General features: G+C 66.3%; 16 protein-coding genes. 9 read left to right on the top strand and 7 right to left on the bottom strand.

The features are described 5' to 3' along the window. Nucleotides 1–13 precede the first annotated feature (13 nt). Genes gspG through gspM form a run of 7 tightly spaced genes read left to right on the top strand, consistent with a single transcriptional unit; the run spans nt 14 to nt 4,543 of the window. Nucleotides 14–469 (top strand): type II secretion system major pseudopilin GspG, encoded by a 456-nt coding sequence (gene gspG / locus CIT40_RS23830; protein ID WP_094891438.1) that lies wholly within the window; start codon nt 14–16, stop codon nt 467–469. After that, the gene (locus CIT40_RS23825) at nt 432–926 is read left to right on the top strand and encodes a prepilin-type N-terminal cleavage/methylation domain-containing protein (RefSeq protein WP_094891439.1); all 495 of its coding nucleotides are present in this window, start codon (nt 432–434) and stop codon (nt 924–926) included. Before gspG ends, CIT40_RS23825 begins: the two co-directional genes overlap by 38 nt. Beyond that, on the top strand, nt 904–1,299 hold the full coding sequence (locus CIT40_RS23820; protein WP_094891440.1) for a PulJ/GspJ family protein: 396 nt from the start codon (nt 904–906) through the stop codon (nt 1,297–1,299). Before CIT40_RS23825 ends, CIT40_RS23820 begins: the two co-directional genes overlap by 23 nt. Beyond that, nucleotides 1,296–2,015: a general secretion pathway protein GspJ gene (locus CIT40_RS23815; protein WP_094891441.1), complete on the top strand. Its 720-nt coding sequence runs from the start codon at nt 1,296–1,298 to the stop codon at nt 2,013–2,015. The genes CIT40_RS23820 and CIT40_RS23815 overlap by 4 nt, the downstream gene beginning before the upstream one ends. After that, nucleotides 2,012–2,926, top strand: a complete 915-nt coding sequence (locus CIT40_RS23810) for a type II secretion system minor pseudopilin (RefSeq protein ID WP_094891442.1) — start codon at nt 2,012–2,014, stop codon at nt 2,924–2,926. The genes CIT40_RS23815 and CIT40_RS23810 overlap by 4 nt, the downstream gene beginning before the upstream one ends. A gap of 1 nt (nt 2,927) precedes the next feature. Next, a complete protein-coding gene (locus CIT40_RS23805; RefSeq protein ID WP_148667221.1) occupies nt 2,928–3,965 on the top strand; it encodes a PilN domain-containing protein in 1,038 nt (345 codons plus the stop codon). Then, complete coding sequence (gspM, locus tag CIT40_RS23800; RefSeq protein WP_094891444.1) at nt 3,962–4,543, top strand: type II secretion system protein GspM; 582 nt, start codon at nt 3,962–3,964, stop codon at nt 4,541–4,543. The genes CIT40_RS23805 and gspM overlap by 4 nt, the downstream gene beginning before the upstream one ends. Before the next feature lie 15 nt (nt 4,544–4,558). On the opposite strand, the gene CIT40_RS23795 is transcribed toward gspM, so the two are convergent. Continuing rightward, nucleotides 4,559–8,176: an autotransporter outer membrane beta-barrel domain-containing protein gene (locus tag CIT40_RS23795; RefSeq protein WP_094891445.1), complete on the bottom strand. Its 3,618-nt coding sequence runs from the start codon at nt 8,174–8,176 to the stop codon at nt 4,559–4,561. Nucleotides 8,177–8,508: 332 nt separating this feature from the next. Here CIT40_RS23795 and CIT40_RS23790 point away from each other — a divergent pair, with 332 nt between their 5' ends. Next, entirely contained in the window at nt 8,509–9,192 is a 684-nt protein-coding gene (locus CIT40_RS23790) for a hypothetical protein (protein WP_094891446.1), read from the top strand. 45 nt (nt 9,193–9,237) lie between these two features. Then, entirely contained in the window at nt 9,238–10,818 is a 1,581-nt protein-coding gene (locus CIT40_RS23785) for a lipopolysaccharide biosynthesis protein (RefSeq protein WP_094891447.1), read from the top strand. A 6-nt stretch (nt 10,819–10,824) separates the two neighbouring features. On the opposite strand, the gene CIT40_RS23780 is transcribed toward CIT40_RS23785, so the two are convergent. The 6 genes from CIT40_RS23780 to CIT40_RS23755 form a co-directional block, all read right to left on the bottom strand. Further along, on the bottom strand, nt 10,825–12,033 hold the full coding sequence (locus CIT40_RS23780) for a glycosyltransferase family 4 protein (RefSeq protein WP_094891448.1): 1,209 nt from the start codon (nt 12,031–12,033) through the stop codon (nt 10,825–10,827). After that, the gene (locus CIT40_RS23775) at nt 12,030–12,797 is read right to left on the bottom strand and encodes a class I SAM-dependent DNA methyltransferase (RefSeq protein WP_094891449.1); all 768 of its coding nucleotides are present in this window, start codon (nt 12,795–12,797) and stop codon (nt 12,030–12,032) included. The genes CIT40_RS23780 and CIT40_RS23775 overlap by 4 nt, the downstream gene beginning before the upstream one ends. Further along, entirely contained in the window at nt 12,794–13,915 is a 1,122-nt protein-coding gene (locus CIT40_RS23770; protein WP_094891450.1) for a DegT/DnrJ/EryC1/StrS family aminotransferase, read from the bottom strand. Before CIT40_RS23770 ends, CIT40_RS23775 begins: the two co-directional genes overlap by 4 nt. Continuing rightward, complete coding sequence (locus tag CIT40_RS23765; RefSeq protein WP_094891451.1) at nt 13,912–14,358, bottom strand: cupin domain-containing protein; 447 nt, start codon at nt 14,356–14,358, stop codon at nt 13,912–13,914. Before CIT40_RS23765 ends, CIT40_RS23770 begins: the two co-directional genes overlap by 4 nt. Before the next feature lie 126 nt (nt 14,359–14,484). Further along, entirely contained in the window at nt 14,485–15,663 is a 1,179-nt protein-coding gene (locus tag CIT40_RS23760; RefSeq protein ID WP_094891452.1) for a CgeB family protein, read from the bottom strand. Nucleotides 15,664–15,667: 4 nt separating this feature from the next. Then, nucleotides 15,668–16,972 (bottom strand): hypothetical protein, encoded by a 1,305-nt coding sequence (locus CIT40_RS23755; RefSeq protein ID WP_094891453.1) that lies wholly within the window; start codon nt 16,970–16,972, stop codon nt 15,668–15,670. Nucleotides 16,973–16,978: the final 6 nt, after the last annotated feature.

Here is a 16,978-nt window from a genome sequence, read left to right as displayed (position 1 = left end):
TGGAGGATTTGAGGTGACGAAACATCGATCGTCAAAGCGCCGCCGGCGGCGCGCAGGCCGCGGGGAGGCGGGCTTCACCCTGGTCGAGATGCTGGTCGTCATCACCATCATCGGGATGATCATGGCGCTGGTCGGCCCGCGGGTGCTGAACTATCTCAGCGAGTCCAAGGCGAAGGCGGCGAAGATCCAGATCGAGAGCTTTTCCAGCGCGCTCGATCTCTACTTCCTCGATCTCGGCCGCTATCCGACGTCGAACGAGGGCCTCTCCGCCCTGACCCGCAACACCAATCAGGCCGGCTGGAATGGCCCTTATCTGCGCGGCGGCGTGGTGCCGAACGACCCGTGGGGGCATATCTACGTCTACCGTGCGCCGGCTGCGAGCGCGCCTTATGAGATCATCTCGCTCGGATCAGACGGTCAGGAAGGCGGCGGTGGAACGGCGGCCGACATTGTCAGCGGCACGCGCTGAAGGCATCCGCGATGCGCGCGGCTTTGCGCTGATCGAGATTCTGTGCGTGCTCGCGATCATCGGCCTGCTCGCGGCCATCATCCTGCCGGCGATTCCGCGCAGCACGACGCGGGCGCGGCTGGAGAGCTACGCGGTCGAGACCGCGGCGTTGCTGAAAGCCGACCGCAACGCGGCGCTGCGCCGGCAAACCAGGGTGGCGACCCTGGTGGATGCGGAGGCGCGCGCAATCCGTTCCGGCGTGACCGGGAGGACCATCCGCCTGCCCGATGACGTGGTGGTGCAGGCGATGCTGGCTTCGCGCTGTGCCGACCGGGCCGCGGGACGGTCGATCGATTTCTTTCCATCGGGCATGTCGTGCGGCGGGGTGATCGCGCTGGCGCGGCCCGGCATGGGATATGAGGTGCGCGTCAACTGGCTGACAGGAGGCGTCGAGATTGTCCCGCAGAAGCTGCTCTGATAGCGCCGGCTTCACCCTGATCGAGACGCTGGTCGCGCTCGCGATCATCGCGGTCGTGCTCGGGACGATCGGTGCGGTCGTCGCCACGACGGCGAAGGGCACGCGCGCGATCGACCAGCGTATGGCACTCGCCGGCACGGCCGAGACCTTGCTTGCCGACCTGCCGACGCGCTCCCTGCTGAAACCCGGCCGGCGCAGCGGCGAACTGGCCGGCAGCCGCTGGCGGGTCGACGTTGCGCCGATGAACGTGCCGGGCGGAGATCCCGCCAGCGATCGCTTCGTGCCATTGGCCGTCAATCTGCGCCTCCAGCGCGCCGACGGCAGTGCGATCCAGGTTACGACGGTGAAGCTGGTGCCGAGGGCTTCGCAATGAAGCGCCCGGTAACGCAGCGCTTGCGCCGCGCACTGGCCGACGAGGCCGGCTTCACCCTGCTCGAAGTGTTGCTCGCGACCTTGCTGATGACCGTCATCCTGGCCGCGCTGGCGACCGTGACGGCGCAATGGCTGCCGAACTGGAATCGCGGCATCGCTCGCGTGCAGCGGGCCGAGCGTCTCGCGATCGGGCTCGACCGGATCGTCGCCGACCTCTCCGTTGCCGAGCAGATCACAGTGAACGGCGATGCCAAGGTGCCGCTGTTCGATGGCGCCCAATTGTCGGTCACCTTCCTGCGCACGGCAATCGGTCCGAGCACGCGCCCGGGCCTCGAATTCGTCCGTCTGATCGAGAAGGCCGACGCGCAGGGGCTCGCGCTGGTGCGCGAGCGCGCGCCGTTCCAGCCGATGCCGACCGACGGGCAGATCCGCTTCGTCGATCAGGTCGTGCTGATCCGGGCGCCGTTCCGCGTGAGCTTCGCTTATGCCGGACCGGACGGTCAGTGGCAGCCGATCTGGCGCGGGCAGGCGCAACTGCCGGACCGCGTCCGTGTCACCGTGCGCGACAGCGGGACCGGGCAGGTGCTTGCAGTCTCGGGCGCGGTGGTCCCGCACATCACGGCGCCGGCCGAATGCGCGCGGGCCAGGAATCCGGCGGCTTGCGTCACGGCGCGCACCCGGCCGCAGCAGGCGGAGAAACAGGAGCAGCAGCTGTGAGCGGCGCACGGCGCGACCAGGCGGGGCTTGCCGACGACCGCGGCTTCATCGTCGTCGCCGTGCTCTGGATGCTGGCGGCGCTGGCGGCGCTCGCGCTGATCTACCTGACCTACGTCACCAACACGGCGGTCACGGTCGCCGTCAATGCCGACAGGTTGCAGGCCGATGCACTGGTGAACGCCGGGATCGAGCTGGCGGCCTACCGTCTGACCGCGCGGAACGAGGCCGCGCGTCCGACCAGCGGTACCTTCAATGCCCGCGTCGGTGCCGGAAGGGTGAGCGTGACGTTCCGCTCGGAGGCTGCCCGCGTCGACCTGAACATGGCGCCGAAGCCGCTGCTGTCGGGCCTGATGACGGCGCTCGGTGTCTCCGCGACGGATGCGCCCGTCTATGCCGACCGGATTCTCGCCTGGCGCTCGTCGACGGAGCCTGGCCAGGACAATCCCGAGGATTCCTACTATCGCACGCTCGGCGCGCCCTATCTGCCGCGCCACGCGCCGTTTCCGCACAGCGAGGAGCTCTGGCTGGTGCGCGGCATTCCCGCCGCCGTCGTGGAGCGCGTGCTGCCCTTCGTCACGGTGTTCAGCAACATGCGGGCGGTGAATTTGCTCGACGCCGCGCCGCAGGTGGTAGCGGGGTTGCCGGGCATGACGCCCGGGTTGCTGCAACAGGTGCTGCGCGACCGCGCCGACCCGAATCTCGATCCCCGAGCCCTGGTCGGGCTTGCCGGCGGCACCAACGCGACAGTCGAGGGCTCGAAGGCGTACCGGGTGACGGTCGCGGTCGAGTTGCCGTCGCATCGGCGGAGCTCGGCCGAGATCGTCATCCTGCTTCTCGAAAGCGGCGATGAGCCGTATCGTGTGTTGTCGTGGCACAACGCCGTCGACGGCTCCGCCGGAAAGCCTCTGTGAGATGAGCTCGCTCGAACCCCTCCGCGCCGTTCTCGATGCCTGGACCGGCACCGTGGCCGGCGCAATCGTTCGCGCCCTGGAGCGGATCGTGTCGCCGCGGGTGGTGCGGCTGGTGGAAAGCGAGACCGGCGCGTTCGCGCTGGAGGCGGCGAAGGCTGAGAACGTTCCAAGCGAGATCGCGTTCACGGATGGCAAGTTTGCGGACGCCAATCTCGCGCAGATCGTCCGTGGCAGCCGCGTCGAAATCGTGCTGCGGCCACAGCGCTTCCTGTTTCGTCCGCTGGAGCTGCCGGCGCGCGCGGCCGATTTCCTCGACGGTATCGTGCGGGCGCAGATCGACCGGCTGACGCCGTGGACCGCAAGCGAGGCCGTGTTCGGCTGCCGTGCCCCGGCGCCGCATGGCAGCGACAGCATCACGACCGAGATCGCCGCCGCGCCGCGCAAGCTGGCGATGAGCTATGTCGAGGCCGTGGCGCCGTTCCATCCGTCGGCCATCGCGATCGCGACGGAGGCGACCGCGGGCGGACGCATCAAGGTGTTCGAACAGAGATCGCGCGGCGCGGTCGATCCGGCGCGGCTGAGCCGGGCGCTGCAGGCGGCGTTGGCCCTCATCGCCGTGGCCGCCGTGGCCGGATCGGTCGCCGCAAGCTATCTGGCCGACAGCCTCGGCGCGCAGGAGAGGGAACTGGAACGGCAGATCACCCAGCGCCGCGCCGCGCTCCGCGGCAGCGACGGCGGCGAGCGCTCGCCGCTCGCGCTGCTCGAACGCCGGAAATACGAGGCGCCGGCGAGCGTGATCGTGCTGGAAACGCTGAGCCGGGTGTTGCCCGACCACACCTATGTCACCGAGCTGCATCTGGCGGGCAACAAGCTGCAAATCGGCGGCATCACCCAAGATGCGCCCTCGCTGATCCCCTTGATAGAGCAGTCGCAACACTTCACCCGCGCGACCTTCTATGCTCCGACCACGCGCAGCTCCTCCGATCCCGGTGAGCGCTTCCACATCGAGGCACAGATCGAGCCGAGGAACGCGCCATGAGCATCGCCAAGGTCACCGGCGGCAATGCGGTTACGCGGGCGCTTGCGAGTTCGCCCCTCATCGCGGTCACGCTCTATGTGGCGATTGCGGGCGCGCTGCTGCTGACGACGGGGCTGTCGATCGGCGAAATCGTCGCCCATCGACAGGCCCTGGCGCAGACCGCCGACCTGCTCGACCAGTTTCGCGGCCGCAAGGGCGGCACCAGGAATACCGCGTCCGCGATGGCCGAGCATCCCGGCACCCCGTTCCTGGAGGGGCCGACCGTGACGGTCGCCGGCGCCAATCTGTTGCAGCGTGTTGCGGCCGCGGTCGGCAATGTCGGCGGCCAGGTTCAGTCTTCGCAGGTCGATGTCTCCGGCGCGCAAGTGAAGGATGGTTTCGTCGGCCTCGTCGTGAGCTGTGAGCTCGAGCAGCCGGCGCTCCAGAGGCTGCTGTACGATCTCGAGGCCGGCATGCCGTTCCTGTTCGTCGATCAGCTCGACGTCCAGGTGCCGCAGACCACGGCGCTGAGCGACGCCGGCTCAGGCCGCGTCAGGGTGATTTTGGGCGTATCGGGTCAATGGCAGGCGGGGAAGTAGGGCGAGGTCGTCAGCTCACCAGCTGTATTTGAACACGCCCTTGCCGGAATAGCTGGTGACGTTGCCGGAGAACTCGCCGTCGAAGGTGCCGGCGATCGAGAAGCCGCTCAGCCATTTCATCTCGGCGCTGGCGCCGACGAGCGCGGAATCGGCATCGACCCTGGCGCCGTTCACGACGAAGCTGGTGCCCGGCAAAGTCTGGAACAGCGCGGTGACGGCGCGGCCCGGATTGTAGTCGTGCGCCCAGGCGGCGCGGCCGCGCAGCGTCAGCACGCCGTTCTGCATGGCATAGGATTTGTCGGTGCGCAGGCCGAGCTCGGAGCGGGTGTCGGTCAGCGATTGCGACGCGTAGTTCAGCGCAAACAGTCCGCCGCCATTGAGGCTGGCTTCGGAATAGTTGGGTAAGTTGAAGTTCGTCACTTGCGCCGCGGCGTAGGGCGTGATGCCGATCAGCGGCGTCGTGAAGCGATAGCCGCCCTCGAAGCGGGCCGAGAAGGTATCGGCCTTGAAGCGGCCCTGGAGCTGGTCGAAGCCGCCGGGCGCCACGATGCGGTTGGTGGTGACGTCGTGCCAGCCATAGGCGAGCGCAGCCGATACGTAGGCCGGTCCGAAATTGTGCCGGCCATAGACACCGGCCTGGAACAAATCGGCCGAGCCCGAACCCATCGCATTGGCGAGCGAGTAGTTCAGTCCGCCGCCGCCGAGCGCAAAGCCGACCAGGGTGTCCACCGAGAGCCTGTAGTCGGCACCGGCCGCACCGCCCCAGACCCGTGCCGTCAGATCCTGCGAGCCGACCGTCGCATTGCCGCCGACCTCGGCCGAGCCGCCATAGCCCGCCGTCCAGACACTCCAGCGGCTGCTCGGCTGCGAGGACAGCAGCGGCGCCTTGGTCGCCATCGCATAAGCCTCGCGCTCGCGCGCAGTCGCCGGCCGCATCGATGCGTAAGAGGCAACGTCGTCACTTGCGGCGAATTGCGCGACGCTGCCCGCCTTGGCGAAGCCACCGCTGCGCCCGACGACCGTTGGATCCAGCATCAAGTTCAGGAACTGGCCGTCGGCATTGATCGCGGATTGAATGATGCCGGTGCCGAGTTCGCCCGAGGCGGCGGTCAGTCCTGCCGGCGACAGCGCGGCAAACGCGGCCGGAATGCCGCCGGTCGTGTTGAAGAAATTGGTCAGCGTATTCGCAACGTTCTGCTGGTTGACGTTGAGGCCGCCGCCTTGCGCGAAATTGACGTTGACGTTGAGGAACACGTTATTGGGATCGTAGCTCAATGTCGCGCTGACCGTCGGCATGTTGGAGACGACGGCCGAATTGAACGTCGTGCCGCCAAGGCCGCCGGTCGCGTTCAGGATCGTGTACTTCTTCTGCAGCGTGCTCGACGAGAAGTTCGCGCGCACCGTCGCGCCGCCCAGATCAGCGGCCGCGCCCGTGACGTTGGTGAGGCCGGCATTGGTCGAGGAGACCTGCACCATGTAGGTCGAGGCGGCGGTGAAGCTCAGCGGCCCGTTGACCGTCAGCGGGCCGAACGGGTTCGACGCGCTGCCCGGCGCGAGTGTGCCGCCGTTGACGACGACGCTGGCGACAGCGCCGCTGCCGGCGAGCGTGCCGCCGGCATTGACGGTCGCCGCGCTGTTCAGCATCGAACCATCCACCACCAGCGTGCCGCCATTCACGGTGGTAGCACCGGTATAGGTATTGGCGCCGGTTAGCGTCTGCGTGCCACCCGCGAGTGCGAGGCCGCCTCCCGCTGCTGCATCGTCGATGACGCCTGCAAAGGTATCGTTGGCAGCGGTAATGTTCAGCGTCTTGGTGCCGAGATTGACCTGGCCGGATCCGGACAGCGATTTGATCGAGGTGCCGGCGCTGAACAGGAGACTTGAAATATCGAAGGTACCGTTGACGATGACCCTGCTGGAGGTCGCGATGCTGCCGGCGCCGCCACCGATAGATACAAGATCGAGTTCGCCGCCGCTGTCGATCGTGGTGGTGCCGGTGTAGGTGTTGATGCCGCCGAGCTGTTGCAGGGCGCCGTTGGCGATCACGAGATTTCCGCTGGTGCCGCCGCCGATGCCGCCGTCCTGGATCACGCCGGCAAACACGCTGCCGTTGGTGATCGTCAGCGTTTTCGATCCCAGCGCGACATTGCCCAGGAAAAGCGAGAATAGGCCGCCGACGGAGGCTCCGCTGGTCGTCTGCGAGATATCGAAGGTGCCCCCGGAATTGAATCCGACGTAGAGCGTGCTCGCGATCGAGCCGCTGCCCTTCAGCGCCAGCGTCGCACCCGCATCGATTTGCGTGGGACCACCATAGGTATTTGCGCCGGACAGGGTTTGGGTTCCGCCGAAAACCTCCAGCCCGCCTGTGCCCTGGATCACGCCCGCGAATTCGGTCGACCCGTTGCTGATCACCAGCCCGTTGGCGCCCATGTTGACGACGCCGCTCGAACTGCCGGCCAGCGTGGTGATGGCATTGAACGGAACCGACGAGGCCGAGATGTCGAACGTCGCATCCACCGTGACGACACTGGACGACGAGATGCTGCCAAAGCCGGAGATGGCCAGCGTTCCGGCCGAGATCTTGGTCGCGCCGGTATAGGTGTTGGTGCCGGTCAGAGTCAGTGTGCCGGTTCCGACCTTGGTCAGCCCGCCGCCGACGCCGGAAATCACGCCGTCGACCTGGGTCGAGCTGTTGAGGCTGCCAGTGGTGAGCGTGTTGGCGCCGAGCACGTAATTGCCCGCGCCTTCGATCGAACCGGCCGTCGTCCCGCCGCCGGTCAGGCCTGAGATGTCGACCGTGCCGCCGGCATTGGTGACGAACTTTGCGCTGCCGCCGCTGGACGTGCCGGTGAAGTTCGTCGTCGCGCCGTTGTTGGTGGTGATCGTGGCACCGCCTGCGGTGGCGGAGCCGTCGAAACTCACCGTGCCGTCATTGATGATGGTCGAGGCGTTGGCGGTGGTGCTGTTGTGGAAGTTCACCACGCCGCCTGCGGCGTTGTTGATGGTCGCCGAGCCGGCCGAGGCGCTGGTGAAGAAATCGATCTGGCCGGTGGCGGTGTTGGTGATCTGGGCTGTGCCGGCGGAGGCCGAGTCCTCGAACGTGATGAAGCCGCTGTTGGCGAGGCTTGCCGTTCCCGCCGTGCTGTTCTGGATGAAGTTGACGTTGCCGCCGACATCGTTCGTGATGGTGACGGCGCCGGCGCCGCCGCTCGCGGTGCTGTTGTTCTGGAACACCAGATTGTTGCCGGCGGTGACCTCGAAGGTCTGGGTGTTCACCGTATCGCTATTGACGATGCCCGCGGCGTTGATGATGAACGGGTTGCCGATCGTGAACGTGTAGGCCTGCGAGGTGCCCGCGAACTGGATCGTGCCGATGGTGACGACACCGTTATTGTTGTCGACCGCCGTGCTTCCGGTGGTGCTGAAGATCGCGGTCCCGTCGGGCACGCTCGGGTTGGATGTCCAGTTGGTCGGGTCGGTCCAATCCGAGGAGCCACCGGTCCATGAGCCGTCCACGGCACGCGCGGCGACGACGCCGAGCGCCGTGGTGGCGAGGAGTGTGGCCAGCGAGTGGCGCACGACGGATCGCAGCCCGAAACCGATCCTCCCATGTGCCATTTTCGGTCCAGCCATCCGATCGTCTCAAATCAGCAAAGAAATCATCGCAAACATGCAACCGGAGCGCGCACCGGGCCCCGGCCCGGGCCATGATCTCATGCCGCAGCAATCGCCCGCAATGAACGGATATCCATTTGCGGCTGCTTCCGCCCTGTTCCGCTTTGCATTTCCAGCCATCGTGGCCAACGGGCAACATTGTCATGCATTGCAACAGATGCTGGAAACAAGGGGCCTTCGCGCCGGGTTGGGCAGGATGGTGTGGGTTGATGATGCCGCGGATCGGAACTAGTTTGGCCCGGATGCCTCGCCGTCGCGTGGCGCGGCCGGTGGTCGCAGGGGAAATGTCGATGTCCGGGTGGCTGAGGCCGACAGGGTTGGCCGCGCTGTACATGGTTCTGGGCACAGCCGGGACCATGGCGGCCACCTCATCGCGCGTGGACGTGCTGTCGGACGACGCGGCGGGCAATCCTGCTGACAGTGTCGAGGTCGGGACGATGAAGCCGATCGCGCGGCCCGCTCGGCAGGCGCCGGGCAAACCGGTTCCTCGCGGCAATCCTTTGTGGTCGGTGCCGCTCTCGGCGCTGACCGCGACCCACGAGCGCCCAATCTTCTCGGCCATGCGCCGGCCGCCGCCGCGTGCGGTCGCTGTATCGCCGGTCGAGGAAAGTTCCGCGCCGCCGCCGCCCAGGCCGGTCGAAGCACCGCCGCCATTGTCGCTGGTCGGCGCCGTGGTGGGCGAGGGCGATGCGATTGCCATTCTGGTCAACCGCCTTGATCAGAAGGTCGTGCGTCTGCGGCAGGGCGAATCGCTCGCAGGCTGGTCGCTGATTTCGGTGCAGCCGCGCGAGGTGACGTTCAAGCAGGGCGAGCGCAGCGAGGTGCTGGTGCTCCAGCGGCCGGATCAGGCCGCTGCCGCGAGCCCGCCCGCAGATGCCGCGGGCAGGCTGACGATGCCGGGCCCGGCTGATCCGTCGTTCTCCCCCTTCGTGCCGCGTTCGACGCCGAAGAACGGCGAGTCGGATGGGCTCTGAGCGCTGGCGGGCGCGCGGCCGATTGCTCGACGGGAAGGACGCGGCTTGACCGACAAGCATATTGACGCGCTCGGCACGTCCGACGGCTCGAGCAGATCTGGCGGCATGGGTCGCGGCCGCCGCCTCATGCAGGGCTGGTCCGCCAACCTGGTCCAGATGGCGCTGGGGCTGTCTCAGCAACTCCTGCTCATCCCGGCCTTCCTGCATGTCTGGACCGGCGACATGCTTGCGGCCTGGCTCGCGATCTATGCGGCGGGAAGCCTCGTCGTCGTGGCGGATGCCGGACTGCAGCTTCGCGCGATCAACCGCTTTCTCGCGTTCAAGGCTTGCGCCGATTGCGACGGGCGCACGGCGCATTTTTACGCGGCGCTGCTGCGGATCTATCTTGCCATCGTAGCGGTGCTGGGTGTCCTGCTGTGCGCAGCGGTGGTCCTCGCGCCGCCATCGGCCGTGCTCGGCTTCCAGGCCACGCCGACATTCGACGCCGCGATGCTGGTGATGATTCTGGGCATGCTTCTCACCGTGCCGGCCAATCTCGTCTCGGGCCTCTATCGGGTCCGCGGCCATTATGGCCGGACGGTCTGGCTGCAAAACGCGGCGCTGCTGCTCGGACAGATCGCCCAGCTCGCCGCGCTCGCGTGGTTCGGCAGCCTGCTTGCGGTCGCGATTGCCTTCGTGTCGATGCAGTTGCTGTTCGCGATCCTGCTCGCCGGGTTCGACGCGCCGCGGCTGTTTCCGTTCCTGCGCCGCGCCGGCAAGCCGCCGATGGTACCGCCGTCGCTGCGCTGGAGCATCGGGCAATTCGGCCGCGCGGTGCCCTTCGCGGTTGCCAACATCACCGAGCTTGCGCTCGTCAACGTTCCGGTGCTGCTCGTCTCCGCGCTGGTCACGAACCGCGTGGCGGTGGCGCAATGGGGCCTGACGCGCGTGATCGCGAGCCTGGTGCGGGGGCTCTGTCTCCAGGTGACGCTGCCGCTCGCCGCCGAACTCGGCCACGACCACGCGGTCGGCGACAAGCATCGGCTGCGCCGTCTCTACGCCCATGGCTCGGTGTTCGTGACCGCCCTTGCCTGCCTGATCGTCGCGGGCCTGCTGCCGTTCTGGCCGGACTTCTTCGCCTTGTGGACCCATGGCAGCATTCCCTATGACGCGCCGCTCACGGTGACGTTGTTGCTCGGCTCGGCGGCCGTCGCGCCATCGCTGCTGGCTCTGGTCTTTGCCAATCACAGCAATCGCGGCGATCTCCTGATCCGGACCAAAGGCCTCCAGCTCGTGGTCTTCCTGGCGCTGTCCTTCGTCCTGATCCCACAGCTCGGACCGCTGGGCGCAGCACTCGCCGTGGTCGCGAGCGACATCCTCATCCAGTTCGGATTGCTCGCGCTGATCGTCATGCGCCAGACCCTGCATCATCCGTTCAGGCACATCGCCTTCCTGTTGCTCATGGCCGTCATTGTCGTGGGAACGGGCTGGCTGATCGGGCAGGCGATCATCGCGCTGGTACCGGGAAGCGGGCTCGTGCACTTCATCGTGGAATGTGCGATCTGGCTGGCCGCGATCGGCGCAATCGCAAGTCCGCTTCTGAATGCGGCGCTGCGCGAACGTCTGAGGGCGTGTATTCCGGCCTAGGAGGTTTCAGCGCGCGGTCAATGCCAGCCGGTGCTTCAGCCGTTCCAGATGCCGGGCAAATTGCTGGTGGCCGGCGTTGGTCTCCTCGGCAAACTGCGCGAGGCGGAGGTGACCGGCCGTGCGCAGCCGCTCGCGCGTGCCGTCGGCGCGCAGGCTGACGATCGCATCCGCGAGCGAGCGGGGGTCATCATAGTCGAACAGTATCGCTGCGTCGCCGGCCTGGGTCTTGAAGGCCTCGGGATAGATCACCGGCGTGCCGACCGCCCAGGCTTCCAGCGGGGGAAGATTGGTCGGGCCAAAATAGCTCGGCATCACCAGCGCCGCGGCGCCGCGATACAGCGCTCCGAGCTCGGCGGACTCGACGAAGCCGATGATGGAGATCTGGTCCGACAGGCCGTAGGCGCGGATCGCGGCATCGATCTTGTCGCGGCCGCCGCGGTCCGATCCGCACAGCACCAGCCGTTCGGTGACGCCCCGCTCGCGCAGGCTCGCGAGCGCCGCGAGCAGCGTCATGTGGTTCTTGTGCGGCCAGAACTGAGCCGGATAAAACAGATAGCCGGGCTTGAGCCGGTATCGTGACAACACCGCTTCGTCGTCGGCGGCGTCTGACGTGGACTGGCTGACATAGGTGGAGGGCGAGAACGGGATGCAGACCGCGCGCTCCTTTTCCATGGCATAACGGCGGCAGAGATCGTCGACCAGCTCCGGGGCGTTGACGATCACGACCGCCGCCTTGGTGCTGGCGAGGCCGAACAGGATCTCGCGGCGCTCGAATTCGCCGAACGTCCTGACTTCCGGAAACTCCGGCGCGTCGCGATGGCAGCCGTCGAAGATCGTGATGATGAACGGCAGCTCGTAGAGCAGCAGGTGCCGCTTCGAGGTCGAGGTGAAGTGCACGACATCGATGCCGTCGCGGATCAGCGCACGCTCGAACGGTGATTTCAGCTTCAACGCGATCTGGACGAGATCGAACGGCCCGCAATATTTCAGGAACAGGAAGACATGGTCGAGCGGGCCAAACTTGAGCAGACGCGCCGCGACGCCGAACTCCTTCAGGATGTCGAGGGTCTTCGGATAGGGCGAGTACACCACGATTTCGTTGCCCGACTTGGCCGCCCAGTCGCGCAGCCAGAGCAGGTCGTTGAGCGGCTGCTGAAAGCCGCCGCCGACCTCGAGCGCCTGTTCCAGCATCACGGCGAGCCGCAGCGGTCTCACGGTGCAACACTCTTTCTGGCGACCGCATAGGCCGCCCAGCTCTTCGAGGTCGGCGCGTCCTGCGTCAACCAGGCGGCGTGAGCGGCGGGCTCAAAGCCGCTCTCCGCAAGCGCCGCGTCGATCTCGAACGGAAACCAGTAGCGCATGTGGTGCGCTTCATCGACACGCCGGATCGTGGCGCGATCCATGTCTTCGCAGAACAGGGTGTAGTTCACGGTGACGGTCGCGGCCAGTTCGTCGTGATCGGATTGAGCAATGCGAGTGAGGCGCAGCGGCTTCTGCTCGATCACCTTGACGCGCGTCTCGACCCCCTGCGCCAGCACGGCGCCGCCGTACCAATAATCGAACAAGAAGACGCCCCCCGGCTTCAGCGCCGCATGGGCCGTGCGGAACATAGCGGTCAGCGCATCGCGGCTGGTCTGATAGCTTGCGACGTGGAACAGCGACACCACGGCATCGAAATCGCGTTCGGGGCCCGTCTCGCAGGCATTACCCTGCCGGAACGAAATCGACAATCCGGCTTGCCCGGCGCGCGTCCTGGCGCGCGCGATCATCTCGTCGCTGAGATCGACGCCGGCAACATTCCAACCCTGGCGCGCGAAGGCGAGCGCATGCAGGCCGGTGCCGCAACCAAGATCGAGCAGCCTGCCCGAGGAAACGCCGTGGTCGCGCAGGCGTGCTTCGACGAATGCCGTCTCGGCCGCGTAGTCCTTGTCCTGATAGAGAAGATCATACCAGGGCGCGTAGTCGGCGAACACCGTCACGCCAGTATCTCCTTCAGCGCCGCGGCCGATCGCTCGATCTCGTCGTCGGTCAGGGCAAGCCCGCTCGGCAGGTAAAAACCGCGCCGGGCGATGGTTTCCGCGTTCGGATGACTTTCGTCGCGCATCAGGCCCATCCGGCGCAGCACCGGCTGCTCATGCATGCACCAGAAGAACGGCCGCGTCCCGATGCCCTTTTCGCCGAGGCGCCGCATCGCCTCCTTGGCGTCGAACGGCACGTCGTCGTTCAGCACGACGCCGTAGACCCAGTAGATGTTGTCGGCATAGCCGGTCCGAGCGACCGGGCGGCGGATGCTGTTGAGGCCCGCGAGATGCTCGTCATAGAGCCGGCCGATCCGGCGCTTGAGCTCGACCGTGCGGGGCAGGCGCTCGACCTGGGCGACGCCGAGCGCCGCCTGGAGGTTGGTCATGCGCGCGTTCCAGCCGAACTCTTCGTGCACGAAGCGCTGCTGCGGCTGGAAGCAGAGATTGCGATAGCCCTGCAGGCGATCGGCAAGCGCGTCGTCGTCGGTGAGGATCATGCCGCCCTCACCGGTCGTGACGTGCTTGTTCGGATAGAAGCTAAACGTCGAGACATCGCCGAAGCTGCCGCAGGGGGCGCCGCGGTAGGTCTGGCCGTGCATCTCGGCGGCATCCTCGATCACCCTCAGGTCGTGCTTGCGCGCCAGCGCGATGATCGGATCGAGATCGACCGGCAGACCGTAGATGTGGACCAGCATGATCGCGCGCGTGCGAGGTGTGATCGCGGCTTCAACGCCTTCGGCCGTCATGTTCCAGGTCGCGGCGTCGCAGTCGACTCCGACCGGGACGAGACCGGCGCGCACGATCGCCGCGGCACAGCTGATGATCGTGAAGGTCGGAATGATGACCTCGGAGCCTTGCTCGAGCCCGAGCGCATGAACGGCGATATCGAGCGCGACCGAGCCGTTGGTCACGGCAACGCCGTGGTGCCGACCGGCGGCTTCGGCCATCGCCTGCTCGAACCGCTTGATGAACGGCCCCTCCGAGGAGATCCATCCGGTGCGGATGCATTCGGCGAGATAGTCGGCCTCGTTGCCGTCGAGCAGCGGCGTGTTGACGGGAATGAACGGCGCTGTCACGGGTTTGGGCCTTTGATCCGGATCTCGGACGGTGAAGCTTCGGCAAAGCGTGTCTTGTCGGCCTCGCCGGAATAGGGACCTTGCTTGATCTCGAACATCTCGAGCGGCTCGAGCACGTGGAAGCCGTGAGCGCCGCTGCAGAGCAGGATGATGTCGCCGACACCGAGCACGCGGCTTTCGAGATATGCCTCTTCGACGGTGTAGAAGTCGACCTGGAGCTTGCCCTTCTGGATCAGGAGCACCTCCTGGGTGTAGTGCACCTCCCGCGTCACCTTGTTGTGGCGGTGAGGCTCGATGGTCTTGCCTTGCGGGTGACTCATGAAGGCGAGCTGCTGGGACAACTCCGGCGTCGAAAAGAAGTGGATGCCCGGCTCGCGGAACGAGGCCCGCACGATGATCGCGTAGAGCTGGTCGCCGAATCGAACTTGTTCGACGTGTTCCATCGTGAGCCTCGAAAAATCGCTGTGATTAGAGAGAGATAGCTGTCTCGCGGTGCACTTTGGCTATTTTGGCCGGGACCGTCAAGGGCGGACGGATCGTGGCGATCGCTCCGCCTGCCGGTGCGCAATTCAGCTGATGTAGCCGAGGATCTCTTCGACACGCCGGCGGAAAGTGTGGGTGGCAAACGTCCTGGCCTGTCCCGCCCTGGCGATGGACTGGCGGGCCGTATCGTCGGCGAGGTACCGATCGATCAACGCGAGACAGTCCTCGACGCTGCGCCACGCGACGACTTCAAGCTCGGGATCGAACAGCGTGTGGAGGTTGTCCTTGAAGTCGGTGAGCAGGAACGCGCCGACGCCGGTCGCTTCGAACAGGCGGGCGTTACCGGCCTCGCGGCCGGCCATGTCGATATGCGAGTTCAGCGTGACACGCGAGGCGCGCAGTGCCTGGTACATTTCAGCGCCCCACACCTCGCCCTGGTAGCAGCGGTGCAGCGGCGAGGAGGCGGGAAGGGAGTGCAGGCCGCTGCCGAACAGTTTGAGATCGTAGCGCCGCGCCACCGCTTCGAGCTGCGCGACGCGAAGCTGGTGATCGGCGGAAACGGCCCCGACGAAGGTGACGTCGAATTCCTGCGAGGGCGGCGACGGCAGGACGTCGAGGATGCCGGGCTCGAAGGCGAGATGGACCACTTCCGCGCGCGCTCCGTGGGCACGGAAGAAGTCCACCACCGCAGCCATCTGCGAGATCATGAGATCGTACACTGACCAATCCTCGCCGCGTGAGGGCGAGATGCCGATCTGGCCGATCAGGATCGGGCGGCCGATCCCTTTGATCCGGCGCGCCAGGCGCGTGTCGACGTGAAACAGATCCTGATTGAGGACGAGATCAGGCTTGAAGTCCTCGATCTGCGCCAGCAGGATCTCTTCCGCTTCGGCATCCAGGCGCGGGCTGAGGCCAACCTTGCGCGCGAGCGGCCGCAGCACCGGCTTGAAGGGGGCGACCGCGCGTTGCAGCCAGCCGGGAACGGCGTCGCGCGCGGCCGGCGTGCCCGATGGCGGCGGCTCGGTGACGGCAAGGCCGTGCTCGCGCGCCCAGGCCGCCCGCATCCAGGGATTGTTGACATGGATGTCGGCGGCGACATGGCCGAGGCCGGCGAAATTGCGCGAATAGAAGTCGGCGACACCGAACAGGCTGGCATTCCGCGCCGCCATCTGCGCCGCGTAAGGCTCGTTCTCGAGGCCGGGCATGCGCCGGTAGAGCCAGGCGAGGAAGCGCGGATAGTCGGCATTGAGGATCAGGATGCGCACGGCGTCACGGCTTTTCTTCGAACAGGGTGCGGGGCATCACGTACCAGAGCAGGAACAGGATCGCGGTGCCGTGGGTGAGCATGGCGACGGAGAGCGGCACGTTGAGCAGGACGTGCGGCAGCACGCCTGATGACATCAGGACGAAGCGAGGCGGAAGCCCTGCGGAGGTGCGGTTGCCGAGCGCCAGCACGAGGCCTGCTGCGAGCGCGGTCAGCGGTGCGAGCCATGGACCGACCGACGCAATGCCTTCGGTCGCGAACAGCGAGGCGTTCACATTGCCGAAATCGTAGGTGTTCTGCATGACCACTGCGAGCGGTTCATCGTAAGGACAATGTATCAGCGGCTTGAGAACGGAGATCTGGCAGAACCAGGTCAGCGGGTGGCTGGCGAAGAAATCGTTGTAGAGCTCGAGCGCGCCCGATGCCGTCGCCATCATCCGGATGTTGACGATATCGAAATACCTGCCGGGAATGCTCCCCAGGCTTGCCTCTGTCAGCCAGATCACGAGCAGCCCGATCAGCATCGGAACGAAGATCGAGGCGATGACCGACGCTCTCGCCTCCAAGAACCGCGACAGCACGACCAGCGCGATCAACCAGGCCGGCGTGAAGAACGCGAACTTCGTCAGCGTGATGGGATAGAACAGCAGGAGCAGGACCAGCGTCAAGCCTGCGCGCCATCGGTGGCCGAGCAGCCAGTAGCACGCGAAGACGAACGGCAGCAGCGTGCTGGAAACCCAGCCGATGAGATATCGCAGCGGTCCCGGAAATTCGAGGGTGTCGCGATAGTCGTAGATACGCGCGATCGAGACCAGACGGAAATTATAGGTCGAAGCGACTGCGATGGTTGCGATGGAGACTAGCAAAATGAATGCGAGCAGATGCTCGAAGCGGGCATTGGACAGGATCACGAATTGCCGCAGCGGGGCCCGGATGAACAGCATGGGCATCAGGCAGAGCAGCAGCGCCAGTGCCGCCGATACGCCGGCAAGCGGTCGCGGGTAATTGTAGTCGGAGAAGACGTCGATCCACAGGAAGCCCAGGATCATCGTGTAGAAATAGAACCCGACGAAATAGCCGAAGCAGAAGCGGGCGGAGGCAAACAGCAGCGAGACCACGGAAAAGCCGGCTGCCACGAGGACGGCGATCCAGAGGCGCCTCGGGTTGAAGTCGATGGAGAGCTGGAAGGTCGCGACCTCGATCAGCGACAGGCAGGTGACGGCGCTGTGCAGCAGCACCAACCTCGTCAGCGCGGCTTTCGTGTCCAGGCGGGCGCGCAGATCGCTGATGATGCCGGCCGGTGCGCTCATTGCGGA

The organism is Bradyrhizobium amphicarpaeae, assembly GCF_002266435.3.
In the GTDB taxonomy this organism is placed as follows: domain Bacteria; phylum Pseudomonadota; class Alphaproteobacteria; order Rhizobiales; family Xanthobacteraceae; genus Bradyrhizobium; species Bradyrhizobium amphicarpaeae.
The sequence above is the reverse complement of the archived record's forward strand: the minus strand, read 5'-3'. Positions and strand labels throughout refer to the sequence as shown.

Bases quoted from the DNA above. Each gene is read 5' to 3' on its own strand.
- CIT40_RS23815 (WP_094891441.1), top strand. From the start codon at position 1,296: ATGAAGCGCCCGGTAACGCAGCGCTTGCGCCGCGCACTGGCCGACGAG.
- CIT40_RS23805 (WP_148667221.1), top strand. From the start codon at position 2,928: ATGAGCTCGCTCGAACCCCTCCGCGCCGTTCTCGATGCCTGGACCGGC.
- gspM (WP_094891444.1), top strand. From the start codon at position 3,962: ATGAGCATCGCCAAGGTCACCGGCGGCAATGCGGTTACGCGGGCGCTT.
- CIT40_RS23795 (WP_094891445.1), bottom strand. From the start codon at position 8,176: ATGGCTGGACCGAAAATGGCACATGGGAGGATCGGTTTCGGGCTGCGA.
- CIT40_RS23790 (WP_094891446.1), top strand. From the start codon at position 8,509: ATGTCCGGGTGGCTGAGGCCGACAGGGTTGGCCGCGCTGTACATGGTT.
- CIT40_RS23765 (WP_094891451.1), bottom strand. From the start codon at position 14,358: ATGGAACACGTCGAACAAGTTCGATTCGGCGACCAGCTCTACGCGATC.
- CIT40_RS23755 (WP_094891453.1), bottom strand. From the start codon at position 16,972: ATGAGCGCACCGGCCGGCATCATCAGCGATCTGCGCGCCCGCCTGGAC.